This is a genomic window from Streptomyces nanhaiensis, assembly GCF_046614825.1.
Classification (GTDB): Bacteria; Actinomycetota; Actinomycetes; order Streptomycetales; family Streptomycetaceae; genus Streptomyces; species Streptomyces radiopugnans.
The window spans coordinates 1-17925 of record NZ_JBKJFM010000013.1 but is presented as its reverse complement, the minus strand read 5'-3'; the positions used below and the strand labels follow the sequence as shown (position 1 = coordinate 17925).

Below are 17925 nucleotides of genomic sequence, written 5' to 3'. Positions count from 1 at the left end.
CTTACCCGGGAGGCCAGTTCAGGCCGCGCCCGCCGAGGACGTGGGCGTGCGCGTGCCAGACGGTCTGCCCGGCGCCCGCCCCGGTGTTGAACACGATCCGGTAGCCGACGGTGGCACCCCCCGGCGGGGCGATGTTCTCCTGCTCGGCGACCTCGCCCGCCGCGCGCAGCACGTCGGCGGCGAGCTGCGGGGCGGCGGCGGCCAGCGCGGCGGCGTCGGGGTGGTGCTCCTTGGGGATCACCAGCACATGGGTGGGCGCCTGCGGGTTGATGTCCCGGAAGGCGAGCGTGGTGTCGGTCTCGTGGACGATCGTCGCCGGAACGTCCCCCACGACGATCTTGCAGAACAGGCAGTCCGCCTGCGGTTCTTCCGCCACGGTGGCGCCTTTCGCTGTGGAGTGGGTCGATCGGTGGTCGCGCAGCGCAGATCGTATACCCCGGCCGGGGCGCCGGTGATCAGGACCAGCGGCCGGTGCGTCCCAGCAGCAGCGCCGCCGCCGCCGTACCCGCCGTGGAGGTGCGCAGCACACTCGGACCCAGCCGGTACGGATGCGCGCCCGCCTGCGCGAAGGCCTCCAGCTCCTCCGGCGCGACCCCGCCCTCCGGGCCGACGACGAGCACCAGCTCGCCCTCGGCGGGCAGTTCGGCGGTCGCCAGCGGCAGCGAGCCCTCCTCGTGGAGGACCGCGGCGAAGGCGGCGGACGACAGCAGCGGGAGCAGCTGCCGGGTGGTGGCCGGCTCGGCGACCTCAGGGAAGCGGAGCCTGCGCGACTGCTTGCCGGCCTCGCGCGCGGTGGAACGCCACTTGCGCAGCGCCTTCTGCCCGCGCTCGCCCCGCCACTGCGTGACGCAGCGCGACGCGGACCAGGGCACGATCGCGTCCACGCCCGTCTCCGTCATCGTCTCCACGGCCAGCTCGCCGCGGTCGCCCTTGGGCAGAGCCTGGACGACGGTGATCCGCGGGCGGGGCTCCGGCTCGGTGCGCACCTCGGCGACGGCGACCTCCAGCCGGTCCTTCCCCTCGACGGCCGCGACGGTGCCGAAGGCACCGGTGCCCGCCCCGTCGGTGAGGACGATCCCCTCGCCCGCGCGCAGCCGCCGTACCGCGACGGCGTGCCGGCCCTCGGGCCCCTCCAGCGCCAGTACGGCGCCGGGGGCGGCACCGGCCAGGGCCGCGGTCTCGGCCAGGAAGACGGGGGCGGTCACGAGGGCCGCCCGGAGGGGCGTCCCGGCCGGGCGGCCGGGGTGATCAGCTCGGTGGGCATGACGGCATCCTGCCATGCCCTCCGGGCACCGGCCGCTCCGCCTCGGCACCGCGCCGGTACCGCCTCAGCGCCGCCTCAGTGCCGTGCCGGTACCGCCTCAGCGCCCGTTGAACGCGTCCTTCAGCCGCGAGAACAGACCCTGCTGCCCCGGCTGGAACTGGCCCGTCGGCCGTTCCTCGCCCCTCAGCTTGGCCAGACGGCGCAGCAGCTCCTCCTGCTCCGGGTCCAGCTTGCTCGGCGTCTGGACCTCCACATGGACGATCAGGTCGCCGCGGCCGCCGCCGCGCAGGTGCGTCACGCCGCGCTGGTGGAGCGGGATCGACTGGCCGGACTGGGTGCCGGGCCGGATGTCGACCTCCTCCATGCCGTCCAGCGTCTCCAGCGGGACCTTGGTGCCCAGCGCCGCCGCCGTCATGGGGATGGTGACCGTGCAGTGCAGGTCGTCGCCGCGCCGCTGGAAGACCGGGTGCGGCACCTCGTGGATCTCGACGTACAGGTCGCCCGGCGGGCCGCCGCCCGGGCCGACCTCGCCCTCGCCGGCGAGCTGGATGCGGGTGCCGTTGTCGACGCCGGCCGGGATCTTCACCGTCAGGTTGCGCCGCGAGCGCACCCGGCCGTCGCCCGCGCACTCCGGGCAGGGGGTGGGCACGACCGTGCCGAAGCCCTGGCACTGCGGGCAGGGGCGCGAGGTCATGACCTGGCCCAGGAAGGAACGGGTGACCTGCGAGACCTCGCCGCGGCCGCGGCACATGTCGCACGTCTGCGCGGACGTGCCCGGGGCCGCGCCCTCGCCGCTGCACGTGGTGCAGACGACCGCCGTGTCCACCTGGATGTCCTTGGTGGTGCCGAAGGCCGCCTCGTCCAGCTCGATGTCGAGCCGGATCATGGCGTCCTGGCCGCGCCGGGTGCGGGACCTCGGCCCGCGCTGGGAGGCGGCGCCGAAGAAGGCGTCCATGATGTCGGAGAAGTTGCCGAAGCCCCCGCCGAAGCCGCCGCCCCGGCCCGCGCCGCCCATCGGGTCGCCGCCGAGGTCGTACATCTGCTTCTTCTGCGGGTCGGAGAGCACCTCGTAGGCGGTGTTGATCTCCTTGAACCGCTCCTGCGTCTTCGGGTCCGGGTTGACGTCGGGATGCAGTTCGCGCGCGAGCCGGCGGAAGGCCTTCTTGATCTCGTCCTGCGAGGCATCGCGCTGCACGCCCAGGACCGCGTAGTAGTCGGTTGCCACTTACGACTCCGCGAGGATCTGTCCGACGTAACGTGCCACTGCGCGTACCGCTCCCATCGTTCCGGGGTAGTCCATCCGGGTCGGTCCGACCACACCGAGCTTGGCGACCGCCTCGTCTCCCGAACCGTAACCGACCGAGACGACCGACGTTGACGTCAGCCCCTCGTGAGCATTCTCATGACCGATTCGCACCGTCATGCCCGGATCCTTCGCCTCCCCCAGCAGCTTGAGCAGGACGACCTGCTCCTCCAGAGCTTCCAGCACCGGCCGGATGGTCAGCGGGAAGTCGTGCACGAAGCGGGTGAGATTGGCGGTGCCGCCGATCATCAACCGCTCCTCTGTCTCCTCAACCAGTGTCTCGAGGAGCGTGGCGAGCACCGCCGAGACCGTGCCGCGGTCCTCGGCGTCGAAGGACTCCGGCAGGTCCTGCACCAGCCTGGGCACCTCCGAGAAGCGCTCGCCGACCACCCGGCTGTTGAGCCGGGCGCGCAGATCGGCCAGGGACGACTCGGAGATGGGGGCCGGGCAGTCCACCATGCGCTGCTCGACCCGCCCGGTGTCCGTGATCAGCACGAGCATCAGACGCGCGGGGGCCAGGAGCAGCAGCTCCACGTGGCGGACGGTCGAACGGGTCAGCGAGGGGTACTGGACGACGGCGACCTGGCGGGTGAGCTGGGCCAGCAGCCGCACGGTGCGGCTGACGACGTCGTCGAGGTCGACGGCGTCCTCCAGGAAGTTCTGGATCGCCCGGCGCTCCGGCTTGGACAGCGGCTTGACGCCCGCCAGCCTGTCGACGAACAGACGGTACCCCTTGTCGGTGGGGATGCGGCCCGCGCTGGTGTGCGGCTGGGCGATGTACCCCTCGTCCTCCAGGGCCGCCATGTCGTTGCGCACCGTGGCCGGGGAGACCTGGAGGTTGTGCCGCTCGGTGAGGGCCTTGGACCCCACCGGCTCCTGGGTGCCCACGTAGTCCTGGACGATGGCGCGCAGGACTTCGAGTCTGCGTTCGCTGAGCATCTGGGCGCACCTCCCGTCCGGCCGTCTCTTCCGGTCCTCTTCCCTGGCACTCTCAGCCGGTGAGTGCCAGTCGCCCTGTGCCAGTGTACGGCCGGTGACCACGACCAGGGCAAGGGCGGGCGCCGACCGGGAGGGCGATCCGTACCACATCCCCGGCGGGCACCGCCCGCGTGTTGGCGCTAGCGTCGCGGTATGGAGACGGATTGGGAAGAGCTGTCGCCTGGGGTCGTACGCCGCCGCATGCCCGGCTGGGACGAGACCGTCGGGGCCGTCGCGGGCGAGTCGGGGGTGCTGGTGGTCGACACGGGCGCGACGCTGGGTGACGGCGCGCGCGTCCGGCGGCACCTGCACGAGCGCTTCGGGCAGCCGGTGACCCATGTGGCGCTGACCCATCCGCACTTCGACCACGTCCTGGGCGCGTCGGCCTTCGCCGGGGTGGAGGTCTACGGGGCGGTGGGGATCGAGGACCTGCTGGTCCACTCCAAGGACGGGCTGCGCGAGGACGCCGTACGGCACGGCGTGGACCCGCGGGAGGCGGCCGAGGCGGTCGACGTGCTCGTCCACCCGCACCACCGGGTGGCCGGCGAGCTGACCGTCCGGCTGGGCGGCCGGGAGGTGCTCCTGGCCAACGTCGGCCCGGCGCACACCGCCCACGACCTGGCCGTCGTGGTCCCCGGCGCCCCCGGCGGGCCGGACGTGGTCTTCTGCGGCGATCTGGTGGAGGAGTCCGGCGAGCCGCAGGCGGGCCCGGACTCCCACCCCGTCCACTGGCCGGCCGCGCTGGACCGGCTGCTCGCCCTGGGCGGCGAGGACGCGCTGTACGTGCCGGGCCACGGGGCGGTGGTGGACGCCGCCTTCGTCCGCGCCCAGCGCGGCGTGCTGGCGGAGCGCTTCGGCGTCGGGTGACGGGTGACGGGGCAGGTCTCACGGCGGGTTCCGCTTTCCGCTCCGGGTTTCGCGGTGGGGATCACGTAACACAATGACCGCATGCGCAGCAGACAGTACGGCCCCGACCTGACCCCTCCGTGGAAGCGGACCCCGGGGAACCGCAGACCCGCGCCCGAGGTGCCCGCCGAGCCGGACCTGGTGGTGGAGGAGGTCACGACCGGTTTCTGCGGGGCCGTGGTGCGCTGCGAGAAGACGGCGCAGGGGTTCACCGTCACGCTGGAGGACCGCTTCGGCAGGCACCGGGTCTTCCCGATGGAGCCGCGCGGCTTCCTGCTGGAGGGGAAGGCCGTCACCCTGGTCCGGCCGCCGGCGGCGGCCCCGCCCGCTCCGCAGGCGCCCCGGCGCACCGCCTCCGGGTCGGTGGCGGTGCCGGGCGCCCGCGCCCGGGTGGCGCGGGCGGGGCGCATCTACGTCGAGGGGCGCCACGACGCGGAGCTGGTGGAGAAGGTCTGGGGCGACGACCTGCGGATCGAGGGCGTGGTCGTGGAGTACCTGGAGGGCGTGGACGACCTCCCGGCCGTCGTGGAGGCCTTCGGTCCCACCCCCGAGGCCCGGCTGGGAGTGCTGGTGGACCATCTGGTGCCCGGTTCCAAGGAGTCCCGGATCGCCGCCCGGGTCACCGGCGAGGACGTGCTGGTCGTCGGCCATCCGTACATCGACGTCTGGGAGGCGGTGAAGCCGTCCGCCCTGGGCATCGGCGCCTGGCCCGAGGTGCCGCGCGGCCAGGACTGGAAGAGGGGGGTGTGCCGGGCGCTGGGCTGGCCGGAGAACACCGGCGCGGCGTGGAAGCGGATCCTGGGGAGCGTGCGCGACTACACGGACCTGGAGCCGGGACTGCTCGGCCCGGTCGAGCGGCTGATCGACCACGTCACGGTGGGGGGACCGGCCGGTCCGTGAGCCCTCGGGGACAGGCCCCGGTCCGGGACGGGTGCGGGACAATGGACCCCATGCCTTCCGCACTCCCCGACGGCGAGCCCGTCCCCGCCGACGGCTCCCTGCCCGCGCACGCCCTGGCGGGCGCGGCGCGGCGCCCCCTCGGCTTCTACCTGCACGTGCCGTACTGCGCGACGCGCTGCGGCTACTGCGACTTCAACACCTACACCGCGAGCGAGCTGCGCGGCTCCGGGGGCGTCCTCGCCTCGCGGGAGAACTACGCGGAGACGCTGGCCGAGGAGGTGCGGCTGGCCCGCAAGGTGCTCGGCGACGACCCCCGGCCGGTGGAGACGGTCTTCGTCGGCGGCGGCACCCCCACCCTGCTGCCCGCCGCCGACCTGGGGCGGATGCTGGCCGTGATCCGCGAGGAGTTCGGGCTGGCGGAAGGCGCCGAGGTCACCACGGAGGCCAACCCGGAGTCCGTCGACCCGGCCTACCTGGCCGAACTGCGCGAGGCGGGCTTCAACCGGATCTCCTTCGGCATGCAGAGCGCCCGGCGGCACGTGCTGGCCGTGCTGGACCGCACCCACACCCCCGGCCGCCCCGAGGCGTGCGTGGCCGAGGCCCGCGCGGCGGGCTTCGAGCACGTCAACCTTGACCTGATCTACGGCACCCCGGGCGAGAGCGACGACGACTGGCGGGCCTCGCTGGAGGCCGCCCTCGGCGCCGGGCCCGACCACGTCTCGGCGTACGCGCTGATCGTGGAGGACGGCACGCGGCTGGCCGCCCGCATCCGGCGCGGCGAGGTGCCGATGACGGACGACGACGTGCACGCCGACCGGTACCTGATCGCCGAGGAGATGCTGTCGGCGGCCGGTCTCGACTGGTACGAGGTGTCGAACTGGGCGTCGACGGAGGCCGCCCGCTGCCGCCACAACGAGCTGTACTGGACGGGCGCCGACTGGTGGGGCGCCGGTCCGGGGGCGCACAGCCACGTCGGCGGGGTGCGCTGGTGGAACGCCAAGCACCCGGGCGCGTACGCCCAGGCGCTCGCCGAGGGCCGCTCACCGGGCGCGGGCCGCGAGGTGCTCGACGCCGGGGACCGGCGCGTGGAGCGGATCCTGCTGGAGCTGCGGCTGGTGGACGGCGTACCGCTGGACGTCCTGGCCCCGGCCGGGGCGCGCGCCGCCGAGCGGGCGCTGGCGGACGGGCTGCTGCGCCCGGAGGCGTACGGGCGCGGGCGCGCGGCGCTGACCCTGCGCGGCCGGCTGCTGGCCGACGCGGTGGTCCGCGGCCTGGTGGACTGAGCGGACCGGACCGCCCCCGCCGGGCACTGCTGCCCGGCGGGGGCGGTCCGGGAAAGCGGTCCGGAGCGGTCCGGGGGCGGCGCGCCCCCGGGTCTCACGCCTCGCGGGTGCCCTCGTACATCTCCTCGATCAGGTGGCCGAACTCCTTCTCCACCGCGGGCCTCTTCAGCTTCAGGCTCGGGGTGAGCTCGCCGTGCTCGATGTCCAGGTCGCGCGGCAGGATCCGGAACTTCTTGATCGTCTGCCAGCGCTGGAGGCCTTCGTTGAGGCGCTGGACGTAGCCGTCGACGAGCTTGTGGACCTCCTCGGAGCCGACGACCTCCGCGTAGCTCTTCCCGCCGAGCCCGTGCTCCTCGGCCCACCCCATGATGGTCGGCTCGTCGAGTGCGATGAGCGCGGTGCAGTAGTTGCGGTCGGCGCCGTGCACCAGGATGTTGGAGACGTAGGGGCAGACCGCCTTGAACTGCCCCTCGACCTCGGCCGGGGCGATGTACTTGCCGCCCGAGGTCTTGATCAGGTCCTTCTTGCGGTCGGTGATCCGCAGGTAGCCGTCCTCCGACAGCTCGCCGATGTCGCCGGTGTGGAACCAGCCGTCCTCCTCCAGGACCTCGGCGGTCTTCTCCGGCAGCCTGTGGTAGCCCTGCATGATGCCGGGGCCGCGCAGGAGGATCTCGCCGTCCTCGGCGATGCGCACCTCGGTGCCGGGCAGCGGCTTGCCGACCGTGCCGGTGCGGTACGCCTCGCCGGGGTTGACGAAGCTGGCGGCGCTGGACTCGGTGAGCCCGTAGCCCTCCAGGATGTGGACGCCTGCGCCGGAGAAGAAGTAGCCGATCTCCGGGGCCAGGGCTGCGGAGCCGGAGACGCAGGCGCGCAGTCTGCCGCCGAAGGCCGCACGGAGCTTGGCGTAGACGAGCTTGTCGGCGATCGCGTGCTTCGCCCTCAGGCCGGCGGGGGCGGAGGCCGTGCCGGTGCGGCGGAAGTTGTCCTGGGTGACCTTGGCGTACTCGCGCGCGACCCCGGAGGCCCACTTGAAGATCTTGTACTTGGCGCCGCCGCCGGCCCGCGCCTTGGCGGCGACCCCGTTGTAGACCTTCTCGAAGATCCGGGGCACGGCGGCCATGTAGGTGGGCTGCACGACCGGGAGGTTCTCGATGATCTTGTCGACCCGGCCGTCCACGGCGGTGACGTGGCCGGCCTCGATCTGGGCCGCGGTGAGCACCTTGCCGAACACGTGCGCCAGCGGCAGCCACAGGTACTGCACGTCGTCGGCGCGGACCAGTTCCGTCACGGTGATGGCCCTGGCCATGTAGGACCAGGCGTCGTGCGGCAGCCGTACGCCCTTGGGCCGGCCGGTGGTGCCGGAGGTGTAGATCAGGGTGGCGAGCTGGTCGGAGCGCAGGGCGCCGACGGTCTCCTTGACCGCCTCGGGGTGCTCCTCCAGATACGCCTCGCCGCGCTTGCGCAGCTCGTCCAGCGACAGCACCCAGCCCTCCGGGTCGCCCTCGGCGGCCACGGCGCCCTCGGCCTCGATGACGACGACATGTGCGAGGTCCGGCAGCTCCGCCCGGCGCTCGCGGGCCTTGGCGAGCTGTGCGGCGTCCTCGGCGATCAGCACCCGGCTCTCGGAGTCGGCGAGGATGTACGCGGTCTCCTCGGCGTTGGTGCTGGGGTAGACGGTCGTGGTGGCCGCCCCGGCGCACAGCACGCCCAGGTCGCACAGGATCCAGTCGACCCGGGTGTTGGAGGCGATGGCGACCCGCTCCTCGGGCCGCACACCCAGGTCCATCAGCCCCGCGGCGATCGAGAAGACGCGCCGCGCGGCCTCGCCCCAGGTGTAGGAGCGCCACTCGTCCGGCCCCTCGCCGGAGGCGGGGGGCACGGGGTAGCGGTACGCCTCGCCGTCCGGGGTCGCCTCGACGCGCTCCAGGAAGAGGTTCGCCACCGAGGGCGGACGGTTCTCGATCAGGGACTGGTGGTCGCTCACAACATCCTCCGGGGCCCGCGACGGTGCAGGGGGGTGGCTCCAAGGCTCGGTCCACCGCGAGTACTGGGGTGGGAAGGGGTGGAACGGTTCCGTGCTGTGCGTACTGGTCTGTGCGTATTGAGTGACTCGCGGGTAACAACCGAGCGGGCGATCAGCCTAAGGCGGAAGGCCCCGCCTTGAAAGGGCTTGCACATCGCCTGCGTGAAGCCGTGACCTGTGCGATACATACACCACATACCCCGCTGTACGCCCGTGCGCCCGCGGACGGCCCCGCACGTGTGAGGGTGCCCGCCGGCCCGTACGGGCCGGCGGGCACCCTCACAGACGCTCCGTCCTGCGGCTCCGCCCGCACACCGGCCCGTACGGGCCGGCCCGGGACGGCTCCGGGCGGACCCTACTTCTTGCCCTTGGCCTCACCGCCGCCGTCGGAGTCCGAGGAGAGCGCGGCGATGAAGGCCTCCTGCGGGACCTCCACCCGGCCCACCACCTTCATGCGCTTCTTGCCCTCCTTCTGCTTCTCCAGCAGCTTCCGCTTGCGGGAGATGTCACCGCCGTAGCACTTGGCGAGCACGTCCTTGCGGATGGCGCGGACGGTCTCGCGGGCGATGACGCGCGAGCCGATGGCGGCCTGGATGGGCACCTCGAACTGCTGCCGCGGGATGAGCTCGCGCAGCTTGGAGGCCATCCTGACGCCGTAGCTGTACGCCTTGTCCTTGTGGACGATCGCGGAGAAGGCGTCCACCTTGTCGCCGTGCAGCAGGATGTCGACCTTGACCAGGTCGGCGGTCTGCTCGCCGGTCGGCTCGTAGTCGAGCGAGGCGTAGCCGCGGGTCTTGGACTTGAGGGCGTCGAAGAAGTCGAAGACGATCTCCGCCAGCGGAAGGGTGTAGCGCAGTTCGACGCGGTCCTCGGACAGGTAGTCCATGCCCAGCAGGTTGCCGCGCCGCGACTGGCACAGCTCCATCACGGCGCCGACGAAGTCGTTGGGGGTCAGCACCGTCGCGCGGACGACCGGCTCGTGCACCTGGGCGACCTTGCCCGTCGGGTACTCGCTGGGGTTGGTGACGACGTGCTCGGTGCCGTCCTCCATGTCCACGCGGTAGACCACGTTGGGCGCGGTGGCGATCAGGTCGAGCCCGAACTCGCGCTCCAGGCGCTCGCGGATGACCTCCAGGTGCAGCAGGCCGAGGAAGCCCACGCGGAAGCCGAAGCCGAGGGCGGCGGACGTCTCCGGCTCGTAGACCAGCGCGGCGTCGTTGAGCTGGAGCTTGTCCAGGGCGTCGCGCAGCTCGGGGTAGTCCGAGCCGTCCAGCGGGTAGAGGCCGGAGAACACCATCGGCTTGGGGTCCTTGTAGCCGCCCAGCGGCTCGGTGGCCCCCTTGGAGAACTGGGTGATGGTGTCGCCGACCTTGGACTGGCGCACGTCCTTCACGCCGGTGATCAGATACCCCACCTCGCCGACGGACAGACCGTCGGCGGGCAGCATCTCCGGGCTGTTGGTGCCGATCTCCAGCAGTTCGTGGGCGGCGCCGGTGGACATCATCTGGATGCGCTCGCGCCTGGAGAGCTTTCCGTCGACGACCTTCACGTACGTCACGACGCCGCGGTAGGCGTCGTAGACCGAGTCGAAGATCATGGCGCGGGCGGGGGCGTCCGCGACGCCGACCGGGGCCGGGACCTGCCGCACGACCTCGTCCAGCAGCGCCTCGACGCCCTCGCCGGTCTTGGCGGAGACCTTCAGCACCTCCGACGGGTCGCAGCCGATGAGGTGCGCCAGCTCGGCGGCGAACTTCTCCGGCTGGGCGGCCGGGAGGTCGATCTTGTTGAGGACTGGGATGATCGTGAGGTCGTTCTCCATCGCCAGGTAGAGGTTGGCGAGAGTCTGGGCCTCGATGCCCTGGGCGGCGTCGACCAGGAGGATGCACCCCTCGCACGCGGCCAGCGAGCGGGACACCTCGTAGGTGAAGTCGACGTGCCCGGGGGTGTCGATCATGTTGAGGATGTGGGTCGTCCCCTTGTCCTCGCCCTCGGTGGGGGCCCACGGCAGGCGGACCGCCTGGGACTTGATCGTGATGCCGCGCTCGCGCTCGATGTCCATGCGGTCGAGGTACTGGGCGCGCATCTGGCGCTGCTCGACGACACCGGTGAGCTGGAGCATCCGGTCGGCGAGCGTCGACTTGCCGTGGTCGATGTGCGCGATGATGCAGAAGTTGCGGATCAGCGCCGGGTCGGTACGGCTCGGCGCCGGCACGTTCGATGGGGTCGCGGGCACGCAGGGTCCTGTCGGGTCATGGCTCGGGTCGGTACGTCTCCCCCATCGTCCCACGAGTGGCGCTTACGGTCCGGTTTGGGAGCCGATCAGGCCTGCTGGTACCCTGACCGACTGTGTCTCATCGCCCTCGCGCGGGGCCCGGCGCGCGGACGGTGCGACGGGATCGCGCGGGGAGACGACGGGGCACGGAATCACACCTCATCACACCCGAGAAGGCTCTTTCGTGGCGAACATCAAGTCCCAGATCAAGCGGATCAAGACCAACGAGAAGGCCCGCCAGCGCAACAAGGCGGTCAAGTCCGAGCTGAAGACCGCGATCCGTCGCACCCGCGAGGCGATCGCCGCCGGTGACGCCGAGAAGGCCGCCGAGGCCGCGCGCCTGGCCGGCAAGAAGCTGGACAAGGCCGCCAGCAAGGGCGTGATCCACAAGAACCAGGCCGCCAACAAGAAGTCGGCGCTGGCCCAGAAGGTCTCCGCTCTCAAGGGCTGAAGCTCCCGGACCGTCGGCTGACGGTCCGTCCCGGTGCCGAAACGGACTCCAGCGGACCCTCTCACCGCTCCGTACCGGCCCACCGCGCCGCACGCGGCCTGCGTTCGCCACGCGGGTGCGGCGCACCGAGAAGTTCCGGGCCGAGAGCCTGAAGCGACCGCCCGCCGTGATCCCCCACGGCGGGCGGTACGCGTTCGGCGCTCAGTCCAGGGGGATCTCCAGGTCGATGCCGCTCTCCTCCACGGTGAACCCGCCGTCGTCCTCGACCCGCAGCAGCCGGACCCGGCCGGGATCCACCGAGTCCCTGACCTCCTTCGCGCCGGAGACGCTCGCGAAGGTGCTCTGCCCCAGGAAGCAGCGCAGCCTCCAGGTGGCACCCGCCGGTATCGTCCGGTTCTTCTCGTCCAGACCGCCCATGTCGCCGTCCTCGCCGGGCGGCGCGTCCACCCGCAGGCACGAGATATTGTCGGCGCAGTACTCGGACCCGTCGTCGCACTGCCGCAGGGTGCTCCCCTCCGGCGCCGCGCTCCTGGGCACATCGATCCGCCAGTGGGTCAGGATGTCTCCCAGCGGCGCGCTCCGGTCCTTCTGGAGGTTCCTCACCGCCACGTCCACGTGGACGAAGACGTGTCCGGGACGCGCGGACACCACCTCCCCGTCGATCTCCTCACCGATCTCCGGAACCGTCCCCGCGCCCATCCCGACTGCCTCGAAGCGGTATCCCTCGTCGTCGGTGACCGTCACCGCGGGCCCGGAGGGCTTCCCCTCACCGGGCTCCTGCCCGGTGGGATCCCCGGCCGAGGCGGTGTCCCGGGACGAGGAGTCCGCCGGCGGCCGGGGGTCGCCGTCCCCCTCTCCCGAACCGCAGCCGGCCGATAAGCACATCGCCACCAGCGCCACGCACACCGTCCACCGTCTGGCTCTCATTCGCCCCACCCGTTCCATGTCCGGACCCGATCGGCCGGCCAAGAGGATCCCGGCGGCGCACTCCGCGGTCAAGCCGCCCTGGTGAGGCCGGGCACCCGGCTCAGCGGGAACGGGCCGCGCGGGCGACGGTGATGACGGCCTTCTCCAGGGCGTACTCCGGATCGTCGCCGCCGCCCTTGACCGCCGCGTCGGCCTCGGCCACCGCGCGCAGCGCCGCCGACACCCCGGCCGCCGACCAGCCGCGCATCTGCTGGCGGACCCGGTCGATCTTCCACGGCGGCATGCCCAGCTCGCGTGCCAGGTCGCCGGGACGCATCCCGCGCGGGGCCGACATCAGCTTGCCGATGCCGCGCACCCCCTGGGCCAGGGCGCTGGTGACCAGCACCGGGGCCACACCCGTCGACAGCGACCAGCGCAGCGCCTCCAGCGCCTCGGGCAGCCTGCCCTCCACGGCCCGGTCGGCGATGGTGAAGCTGGAGGCCTCGGCGCGCCCGCTGTAGTAGCGGGCGACGACGGCCTCGTCGATGGTGCCCTCGACGTCGGCGGTGAGCTGGGAGCAGGCACTGGCCAGTTCGCGCAGATCGCTGCCGAGGATCTCCACCAATGCCTGGCAGGCCTCCGGCGTGGCCGAGCGTCCGGCGGCGCGGAACTCGCCGCGCACGAACGCCTGCCGGTCGGCGGGCTTGGTCATCTTCGGGCAGGCGACCTCGCGCGCGCCCGCCTTGCGCGCGGCGTCCAGCAGTCCCTTGCCCTTGGCGCCGCCGGCGTGCACCAGGACCAGGGTGATCTCCTCGGCCGGAGAGCCCAGATACGCCTTGACGTCCTTGACGGTGTCCGCCGCGAGGTCCTGCGCGTCCCGGACGACCACGACCTTGCGTTCGGCGAACAGGGACGGGCTGGTCAGCTCCGCCAGCGTGCCGGGCCGCAGGTCGGCGGGGGCGAGTTCGCGCACGTCGGTGTCGGCGTCGGCGGCCCTGGCCGCGTCGATCACCTGGCGCACCGCGCGGTCGAGCAGCAGATCCTCCTGGCCCACCGCGAGCGTGACGGGGGCGAGGGGGTCGTCGGTCGAGGACTTCCTGGTTTTACCGGCCATCGCGCACCAGCATCCCACGAGCCGCGGACAGTCCGGCGGCGGCCGGAGGCTGTCCCCGGGGCCGCCCGGGGCCTGTGCTCGGGGCCGCCCCGGGGCCTGCGCGCGGGCCGCCCGGGCGGCTGTCGCACAATGACGCGGTGGACGACGTACGACACATCCTGGTGCTCCCCGACCGCGACGCCGCGGAGGAGGTGGCCGAGGAGGTCGCCGAACGGCTCGGCCTGGCGGAGGAACCGCGGCCGGTCCGCGAGGCGCTGGCGGGCGAGGACGACGCGGAGGACGCCCAGTGGCTGGTCGTGCTCGACGACCCGGACGGCGCGTACGACCCGGCCGAGCTGGAGGCCCTCGCGACCGGGTACGACGGCTGGCTGGAGCGGGGCTGAGGCGGCGAGTGGCATCCGGCGACCGGACCGGACCGGACGGGGCTGTCGGTGCGGCGGCCGGGGGCAGAGCGCGCGGGGGCAGGACGCGCGGGAGTAGGCCGTCCGGCCCAGGGCGTCCGCCCGATGTGCCGGGCCGCGCAGCCGGTTAGCGTCCGGCGCATGACGGTCCCTCACCCGGCTCCGCGCACAGCGGAGCAGCGCAGGCGCGATGTGCTGAAGCGCCTGGAAGACGATGCGGACGCCTGGGTGTCCACGGTGGGTCCCGACAGCACTCCCTGCCTCGTGCCGCTGTCGTTCCTCTGGTCCGAAGGTTCGCTGGTGATGTCCACCCGGCACTCGCGTCCCACCGTCCGCAACCTGCGGGCCGTACCGCGGGCGCGGGTGGCGCTGGGGCACACACGGGACGTGGTTCTGATCGACACCCGCGCCGGGATCCTCGGCCCCGGCGAGCTGCCCGGGCGGGAGGCGGACGCTTTCGCCGCGAAGCTGGGCTGGGACCCGCGCGAGAAACCCGGATGGGTCTACCTGCGGCTGCGGCCGGAGAGGCTGCTGGCCTGGCGCGAGGAGAACGAACTGGCCGGCCGGGAGCTGATGCGCGACGGTCTGTGGCCAGCCCGCTGACGGCCCTTCGCCGACGGCCCTTCGGCGAGGGGCCGGGACAGGGCGCCCCCCGCGGTACGGCGGCCGCCGCGGCGGCCCTCAGCCCGACGCGACCACCGTGCCGTCCGCGGTGACGGCCAGGGAACCGTGGGTGTCGGTGCGCAGGACGGCGGAGCCCGAGGCTCGCAGCCCGGCGAGGACCTTCGGGGACGGGTGTCCGTAGGGGTTGTCCTCTCCGCAGGAGACGAGGGCGACGCGGGGGCTCAGCCTCTCCAGCAGGGCCGGGTCCTGGTGGGCCGAGCCGTGGTGGGCCACTTTGAGGACGTCCACCGCGGGCAGGTCGGGGTGTGCCTCCAGCAGGCCGCGCTGCGCCGGGGGTTCGAGGTCGCCGGGGAGGAGGACGGTCAGGCCGGCCGCGCGGACGAGGAGGGTGACGCTGGCGTCGTTGGCGTCCTCGCCCGAGGGGGAGGGCGGTCCGGGCGGCGGCGGCCGGCGGGGCCAGAGCACCTCCCAGGACAGGTCACCGATCCGGCGCCGCTCCCCCGGCCCCGCCCCGATCACCGGCACCCCCGCGCGGGCGGCCTCGCGCCGTACCGCCGCTGCCTGCCCGGCCGGCTCGCTCCGGTCGGTGGTCTGGATCGCCCCGACCGCGCGGCCCCTCAGCACACCTGGCAGTCCGGCGACGTGGTCTGCGTGGAAGTGGGTGAGCACCAGCAGGGGGACGGCCGTGACGCCGAGGGCGCGCAGGCAGCGGTCCACGGCCTCCGGATCGGGGCCGGCGTCGACGACCACGGCCGCGCCCTCCCCGGACGCCAGCGCCAGCGCGTCCCCCTGGCCCACGTCGCAGACCGCCAGCCGCCATCCCGGCGGCGGCCAGCCGGTGAGCGGGCGGATCAGCGGGACGGGACGCAGGACCGCCAGGGCCAGCAGTACGGCGCAGGCCGCGCAGAGCCACCGGTGCCGCACCAGTCGGCGGGCGGCCAGGACCGCCGCCGCGGTGAGCGCGGCCAGCAGCAGTGCGCCGGTCCAACTGCCGGGCCAGTCGATCTCGGCGCCGGGCAGGGAGGCCCCCGCACGGGCGATGGCGGCGACGGCCCCGGTGGGCCAGCCCGCCGTCCAGGCCAGCGCCTCGGCCAGGGGCGGCGCGAGGGGTGCCGTGACCAGGGCCGCGAAACCGAGCACGGTGGCGGGCGCGACCAGGAACTCGGCCAGCATGTTGCACGGGATCGCCACCAGGCTGACGTGGGCCGCCAGGACCGCGACCACGGGCGCGCACACCGCCTGCGCCGCTGCCGCCGCCGCCAGCGCCTCGGCGAGCCTCCCCGGCACGCGCCGGCGGCGCAGGGCCTCGCTCCAGCGGGGTGCGACGGTGAGCAGCGAGCCGGTGGCCAGGACCGAGAGAACGAAGCCGAAGTCGCGGGCGAGCCACGGGTCGTGGAGGACGAGCAGCAGTACGGCGGCGGCCAGGGCCGGCAGCAGGGAGCGCCGCCGTCCGGTACCGATCGCCACGATGGTGACCAGCCCGCAGGCCGCCGCCCGCAGCACGCTGGGCTCCGGGCGGCAGACCACCACGAAGGCGAGGGTGAGCAGCGCACCGGCGACCGCGGTGGTGCGCAGCGACATCCCCAGCCGGGGCGCCATGCCCCGGCGTTCGGCGCGTACGGCCCGGTCCGGCGGTCCGATGAGCAGCACCAGCAGGATCGTGAGGTTCGAACCGCTGACCGCCAGCAGATGGAGCATGTCGGCGGCCCGGAAGGCGGCGTCGAGATCGGGCGGGATGCGTGAGGTGTCGCCGACGACCAGTCCGGGCAGCAGCGCCCGCGCGTCGCCCGGCAGCCCGTCGCTGGCCTCCCGCAGCCCGGAGCGCAGCTCTCCCGCGGTGCGCTGGACCGCCGTCGGCCCGGCGGTCACCGTGGGCGGCCCGCCGGCTCTCACCCTCAGGACGGCGGCGACACCGCGGCCCCCGGCCCCGTCGTCCCGGGGCGGCAGGAGCCGGGCCTGGAGCCGCAGCCGGGTGGAGGGCAGCAGATCGAGCCATCCCGCCGGCGGCCCGGCCGCCGAGTCCGTCCCCCGTACCAGGACGAGCACCGGCGACCGGGTGGCGGTCACCGTGCCGTCGGCGGTGGTGACGCGCAGGGCCTCGGCGCGCAGCATCACCGTGCCCGCCAGTTGCTCCGAGCCGCGTACGCGTGGCCGGACCAGGCGCGGATCACCGGTGACGGCCACCTCGACGGTGACGTGCGCGTACTGCCGGGCCGCCGCGGGCAGCGGGCCCCGGTGCAGATCGGCCGCGTGCGCCGCGGCCACCCCGCCGCCGGCTGCGGCGCACACCAGCGTCATGGCGACGGCCGTACGCCCGCCTCCCCGGATCCCGCCACGGCGAACCCCACCGCGGTGGATTCCGCCACGGCCCCGTGCCAGGGCCAGGGACACCGCGGCACCCAGGAGGCACAGTGCCACGCCGGCGACGGCCGCACCGCCCGGAGCGCCCAGGGCCAGGGCCGCCGCGCCCCAGGCGGCCAGCGCGGGCGGCACCAGCCGCAGATCGGCCGGTCCCTCCTGGCGCGGCTCCGCCGCCCCCAGCCGGCGGCCGGCGGCGGAGTGGACCGCCGACCGGGCCGTCGTACGGGCCGCCGCCCCCGTCGGCGTGCCGGTCGGCGCACTCGTGGTCACGGCACGACCAGCGGCTTCAACTCGGCGAAGCGGCGTTCCCCGATTCCGGTGACCTCGCGGAGCTCCTCGACGGAGGAGAAGCCACCGCGCTCTGCGCGGTGGTCGATGATGCGCTGGGCCATCACGGGGCCGATACCGGGCAGGGCGTCGAGCTGGTCGGCCGTGGCGGAGTTGAGGCTGACCGGTCCGCCCACCGCCGGCCCGCCCCCACCCCCGCCACCGCCTCCGCCCGCCGCGGCGGGCGGATGCGGGACGGCTGCCGCCGTGGGAGGCTCCCCGACGACGATCTGCTCACCGTCGGCCAGCGGCCGGGCCCGGTTGAGGCCGTGGAGGTCGGTGCCCGGCCGGACACCGCCCGCGGCCCGCAGTGCGTCGGCGACGCGGGCTCCGGCCGGCAACCGGTGGACCCCGGGCCTGCGGACCTCGCCCGCCACGTCTACCAGCAGCGTCCCTCCCGCGGAAGCCGCGCCGGGCGCCGGGCCGGGAGCCGCCGCGGACGCCGGAACGGAGGTGGGTTCCGGGGGAAAGGCCGGGGAGGGCGCGGGGCGCGATCGGGAGGCCGACTCCACAGGCGGTGCCTGCACCGTCTGCGGGCGTCCGCTCCAGAAGTGGTGTACGGCGAAGCCGAGGGCCACGGCCAGGGCCAGGGCGAGTGCGGCCAGCGTGCGCGGTTCCACTCCGCACCGTGTGCGCACCCACAACGGCATCCTGTCCCGCACGGCCTCCGCCAGCCGTGCGCGCCGGGACGCGTCCGTGGGACCGGTGTCCACGGGATCGGCGCCCGGCTCGGCCGCAGGGCCGGCAACAGGGCCGGGAACGGCACGGGCCGGGCGCGGCGCGGGCACCCGCTCCGCCGCCCGCCCCCGCGG

General features: G+C 73.9%; 16 protein-coding genes. 6 read left to right on the top strand and 10 right to left on the bottom strand.

Annotated features, from left to right (window positions below; all coding sequences use genetic code 11):
- Position 1: 1 nt before the first annotated feature.
- From ACLIYP_RS06175 to hrcA, 4 genes are all read right to left on the bottom strand, one after another.
- Positions 2-376, bottom strand: a complete 375-nt coding sequence (locus ACLIYP_RS06175) for a histidine triad nucleotide-binding protein (protein ID WP_093654551.1) — start codon at positions 374-376, stop codon at positions 2-4.
- Positions 377-455: 79 nt separating this feature from the next.
- Complete coding sequence (locus ACLIYP_RS06170; RefSeq protein ID WP_412712133.1) at positions 456-1205, bottom strand: 16S rRNA (uracil(1498)-N(3))-methyltransferase; 750 nt, start codon at positions 1203-1205, stop codon at positions 456-458.
- Positions 1206-1361: 156 nt separating this feature from the next.
- Complete coding sequence (dnaJ, locus tag ACLIYP_RS06165) at positions 1362-2489, bottom strand: molecular chaperone DnaJ (protein WP_412712132.1); 1128 nt, start codon at positions 2487-2489, stop codon at positions 1362-1364.
- The gene (hrcA, locus tag ACLIYP_RS06160; protein WP_412712131.1) at positions 2490-3506 is read right to left on the bottom strand and encodes a heat-inducible transcriptional repressor HrcA; all 1017 of its coding nucleotides are present in this window, start codon (positions 3504-3506) and stop codon (positions 2490-2492) included.
- Positions 3507-3698: 192 nt separating this feature from the next.
- Between hrcA and ACLIYP_RS06155 the strand changes: the two genes are divergently transcribed.
- The 3 genes from ACLIYP_RS06155 to hemW all read left to right on the top strand — a co-directional run bounded on the left by ACLIYP_RS06155 (position 3699) and on the right by hemW (position 6634).
- Complete coding sequence (locus ACLIYP_RS06155; protein ID WP_412712130.1) at positions 3699-4412, top strand: MBL fold metallo-hydrolase; 714 nt, start codon at positions 3699-3701, stop codon at positions 4410-4412.
- A gap of 81 nt (positions 4413-4493) precedes the next feature.
- On the top strand, positions 4494-5351 hold the full coding sequence (locus ACLIYP_RS06150; protein WP_412712129.1) for a DUF3097 domain-containing protein: 858 nt from the start codon (positions 4494-4496) through the stop codon (positions 5349-5351).
- 50 nt (positions 5352-5401) lie between these two features.
- Positions 5402-6634, top strand: coding sequence for a radical SAM family heme chaperone HemW (gene hemW / locus ACLIYP_RS06145; RefSeq protein ID WP_412712128.1), 1233 nt, complete (start codon positions 5402-5404; stop codon positions 6632-6634).
- Positions 6635-6728: 94 nt separating this feature from the next.
- Here hemW and ACLIYP_RS06140 read toward each other — a convergent pair whose 3' ends face one another.
- Positions 6729-8618 (bottom strand): AMP-dependent synthetase/ligase, encoded by a 1890-nt coding sequence (locus ACLIYP_RS06140; RefSeq protein WP_412712127.1) that lies wholly within the window; start codon positions 8616-8618, stop codon positions 6729-6731.
- A 394-nt stretch (positions 8619-9012) separates the two neighbouring features.
- Complete coding sequence (lepA, locus tag ACLIYP_RS06135; RefSeq protein ID WP_412712126.1) at positions 9013-10890, bottom strand: translation elongation factor 4; 1878 nt, start codon at positions 10888-10890, stop codon at positions 9013-9015.
- A 223-nt stretch (positions 10891-11113) separates the two neighbouring features.
- Between lepA and rpsT the strand changes: the two genes are divergently transcribed.
- The gene (gene rpsT / locus ACLIYP_RS06130) at positions 11114-11380 is read left to right on the top strand and encodes a 30S ribosomal protein S20 (protein ID WP_093654535.1); all 267 of its coding nucleotides are present in this window, start codon (positions 11114-11116) and stop codon (positions 11378-11380) included.
- A gap of 201 nt (positions 11381-11581) precedes the next feature.
- Here rpsT and ACLIYP_RS06125 read toward each other — a convergent pair whose 3' ends face one another.
- The gene (locus tag ACLIYP_RS06125; protein WP_412712125.1) at positions 11582-12307 is read right to left on the bottom strand and encodes a hypothetical protein; all 726 of its coding nucleotides are present in this window, start codon (positions 12305-12307) and stop codon (positions 11582-11584) included.
- 100 nt (positions 12308-12407) lie between these two features.
- On the bottom strand, positions 12408-13400 hold the full coding sequence (gene holA / locus ACLIYP_RS06120; RefSeq protein WP_412712124.1) for a DNA polymerase III subunit delta: 993 nt from the start codon (positions 13398-13400) through the stop codon (positions 12408-12410).
- Between the two features lie 137 nt (positions 13401-13537).
- On the opposite strand from holA, the gene ACLIYP_RS06115 reads away from it, so the two are divergent.
- Together ACLIYP_RS06115 and ACLIYP_RS06110 are read left to right on the top strand one after the other, a co-directional pair.
- Positions 13538-13783 carry a hypothetical protein gene (locus ACLIYP_RS06115; protein WP_412712123.1) on the top strand — a complete coding sequence of 82 codons (246 nt, stop codon included), beginning with the start codon at positions 13538-13540 and terminating at the stop codon, positions 13781-13783.
- A gap of 159 nt (positions 13784-13942) precedes the next feature.
- Positions 13943-14404, top strand: coding sequence for a pyridoxamine 5'-phosphate oxidase family protein (locus ACLIYP_RS06110; protein ID WP_412712122.1), 462 nt, complete (start codon positions 13943-13945; stop codon positions 14402-14404).
- A 78-nt stretch (positions 14405-14482) separates the two neighbouring features.
- Here the strand turns inward: ACLIYP_RS06110 and ACLIYP_RS06105 are convergent, their stop codons facing one another.
- A complete protein-coding gene (locus ACLIYP_RS06105) occupies positions 14483-17056 on the bottom strand; it encodes a ComEC/Rec2 family competence protein (RefSeq protein ID WP_412712121.1) in 2574 nt (857 codons plus the stop codon).
- A complete protein-coding gene (locus ACLIYP_RS06100) occupies positions 17053-17733 on the bottom strand; it encodes a helix-hairpin-helix domain-containing protein (RefSeq protein WP_412712120.1) in 681 nt (226 codons plus the stop codon). The genes ACLIYP_RS06105 and ACLIYP_RS06100 overlap by 4 nt, the downstream gene beginning before the upstream one ends.
- Between the last annotated feature and the right edge of the window lie 192 nt (positions 17734-17925).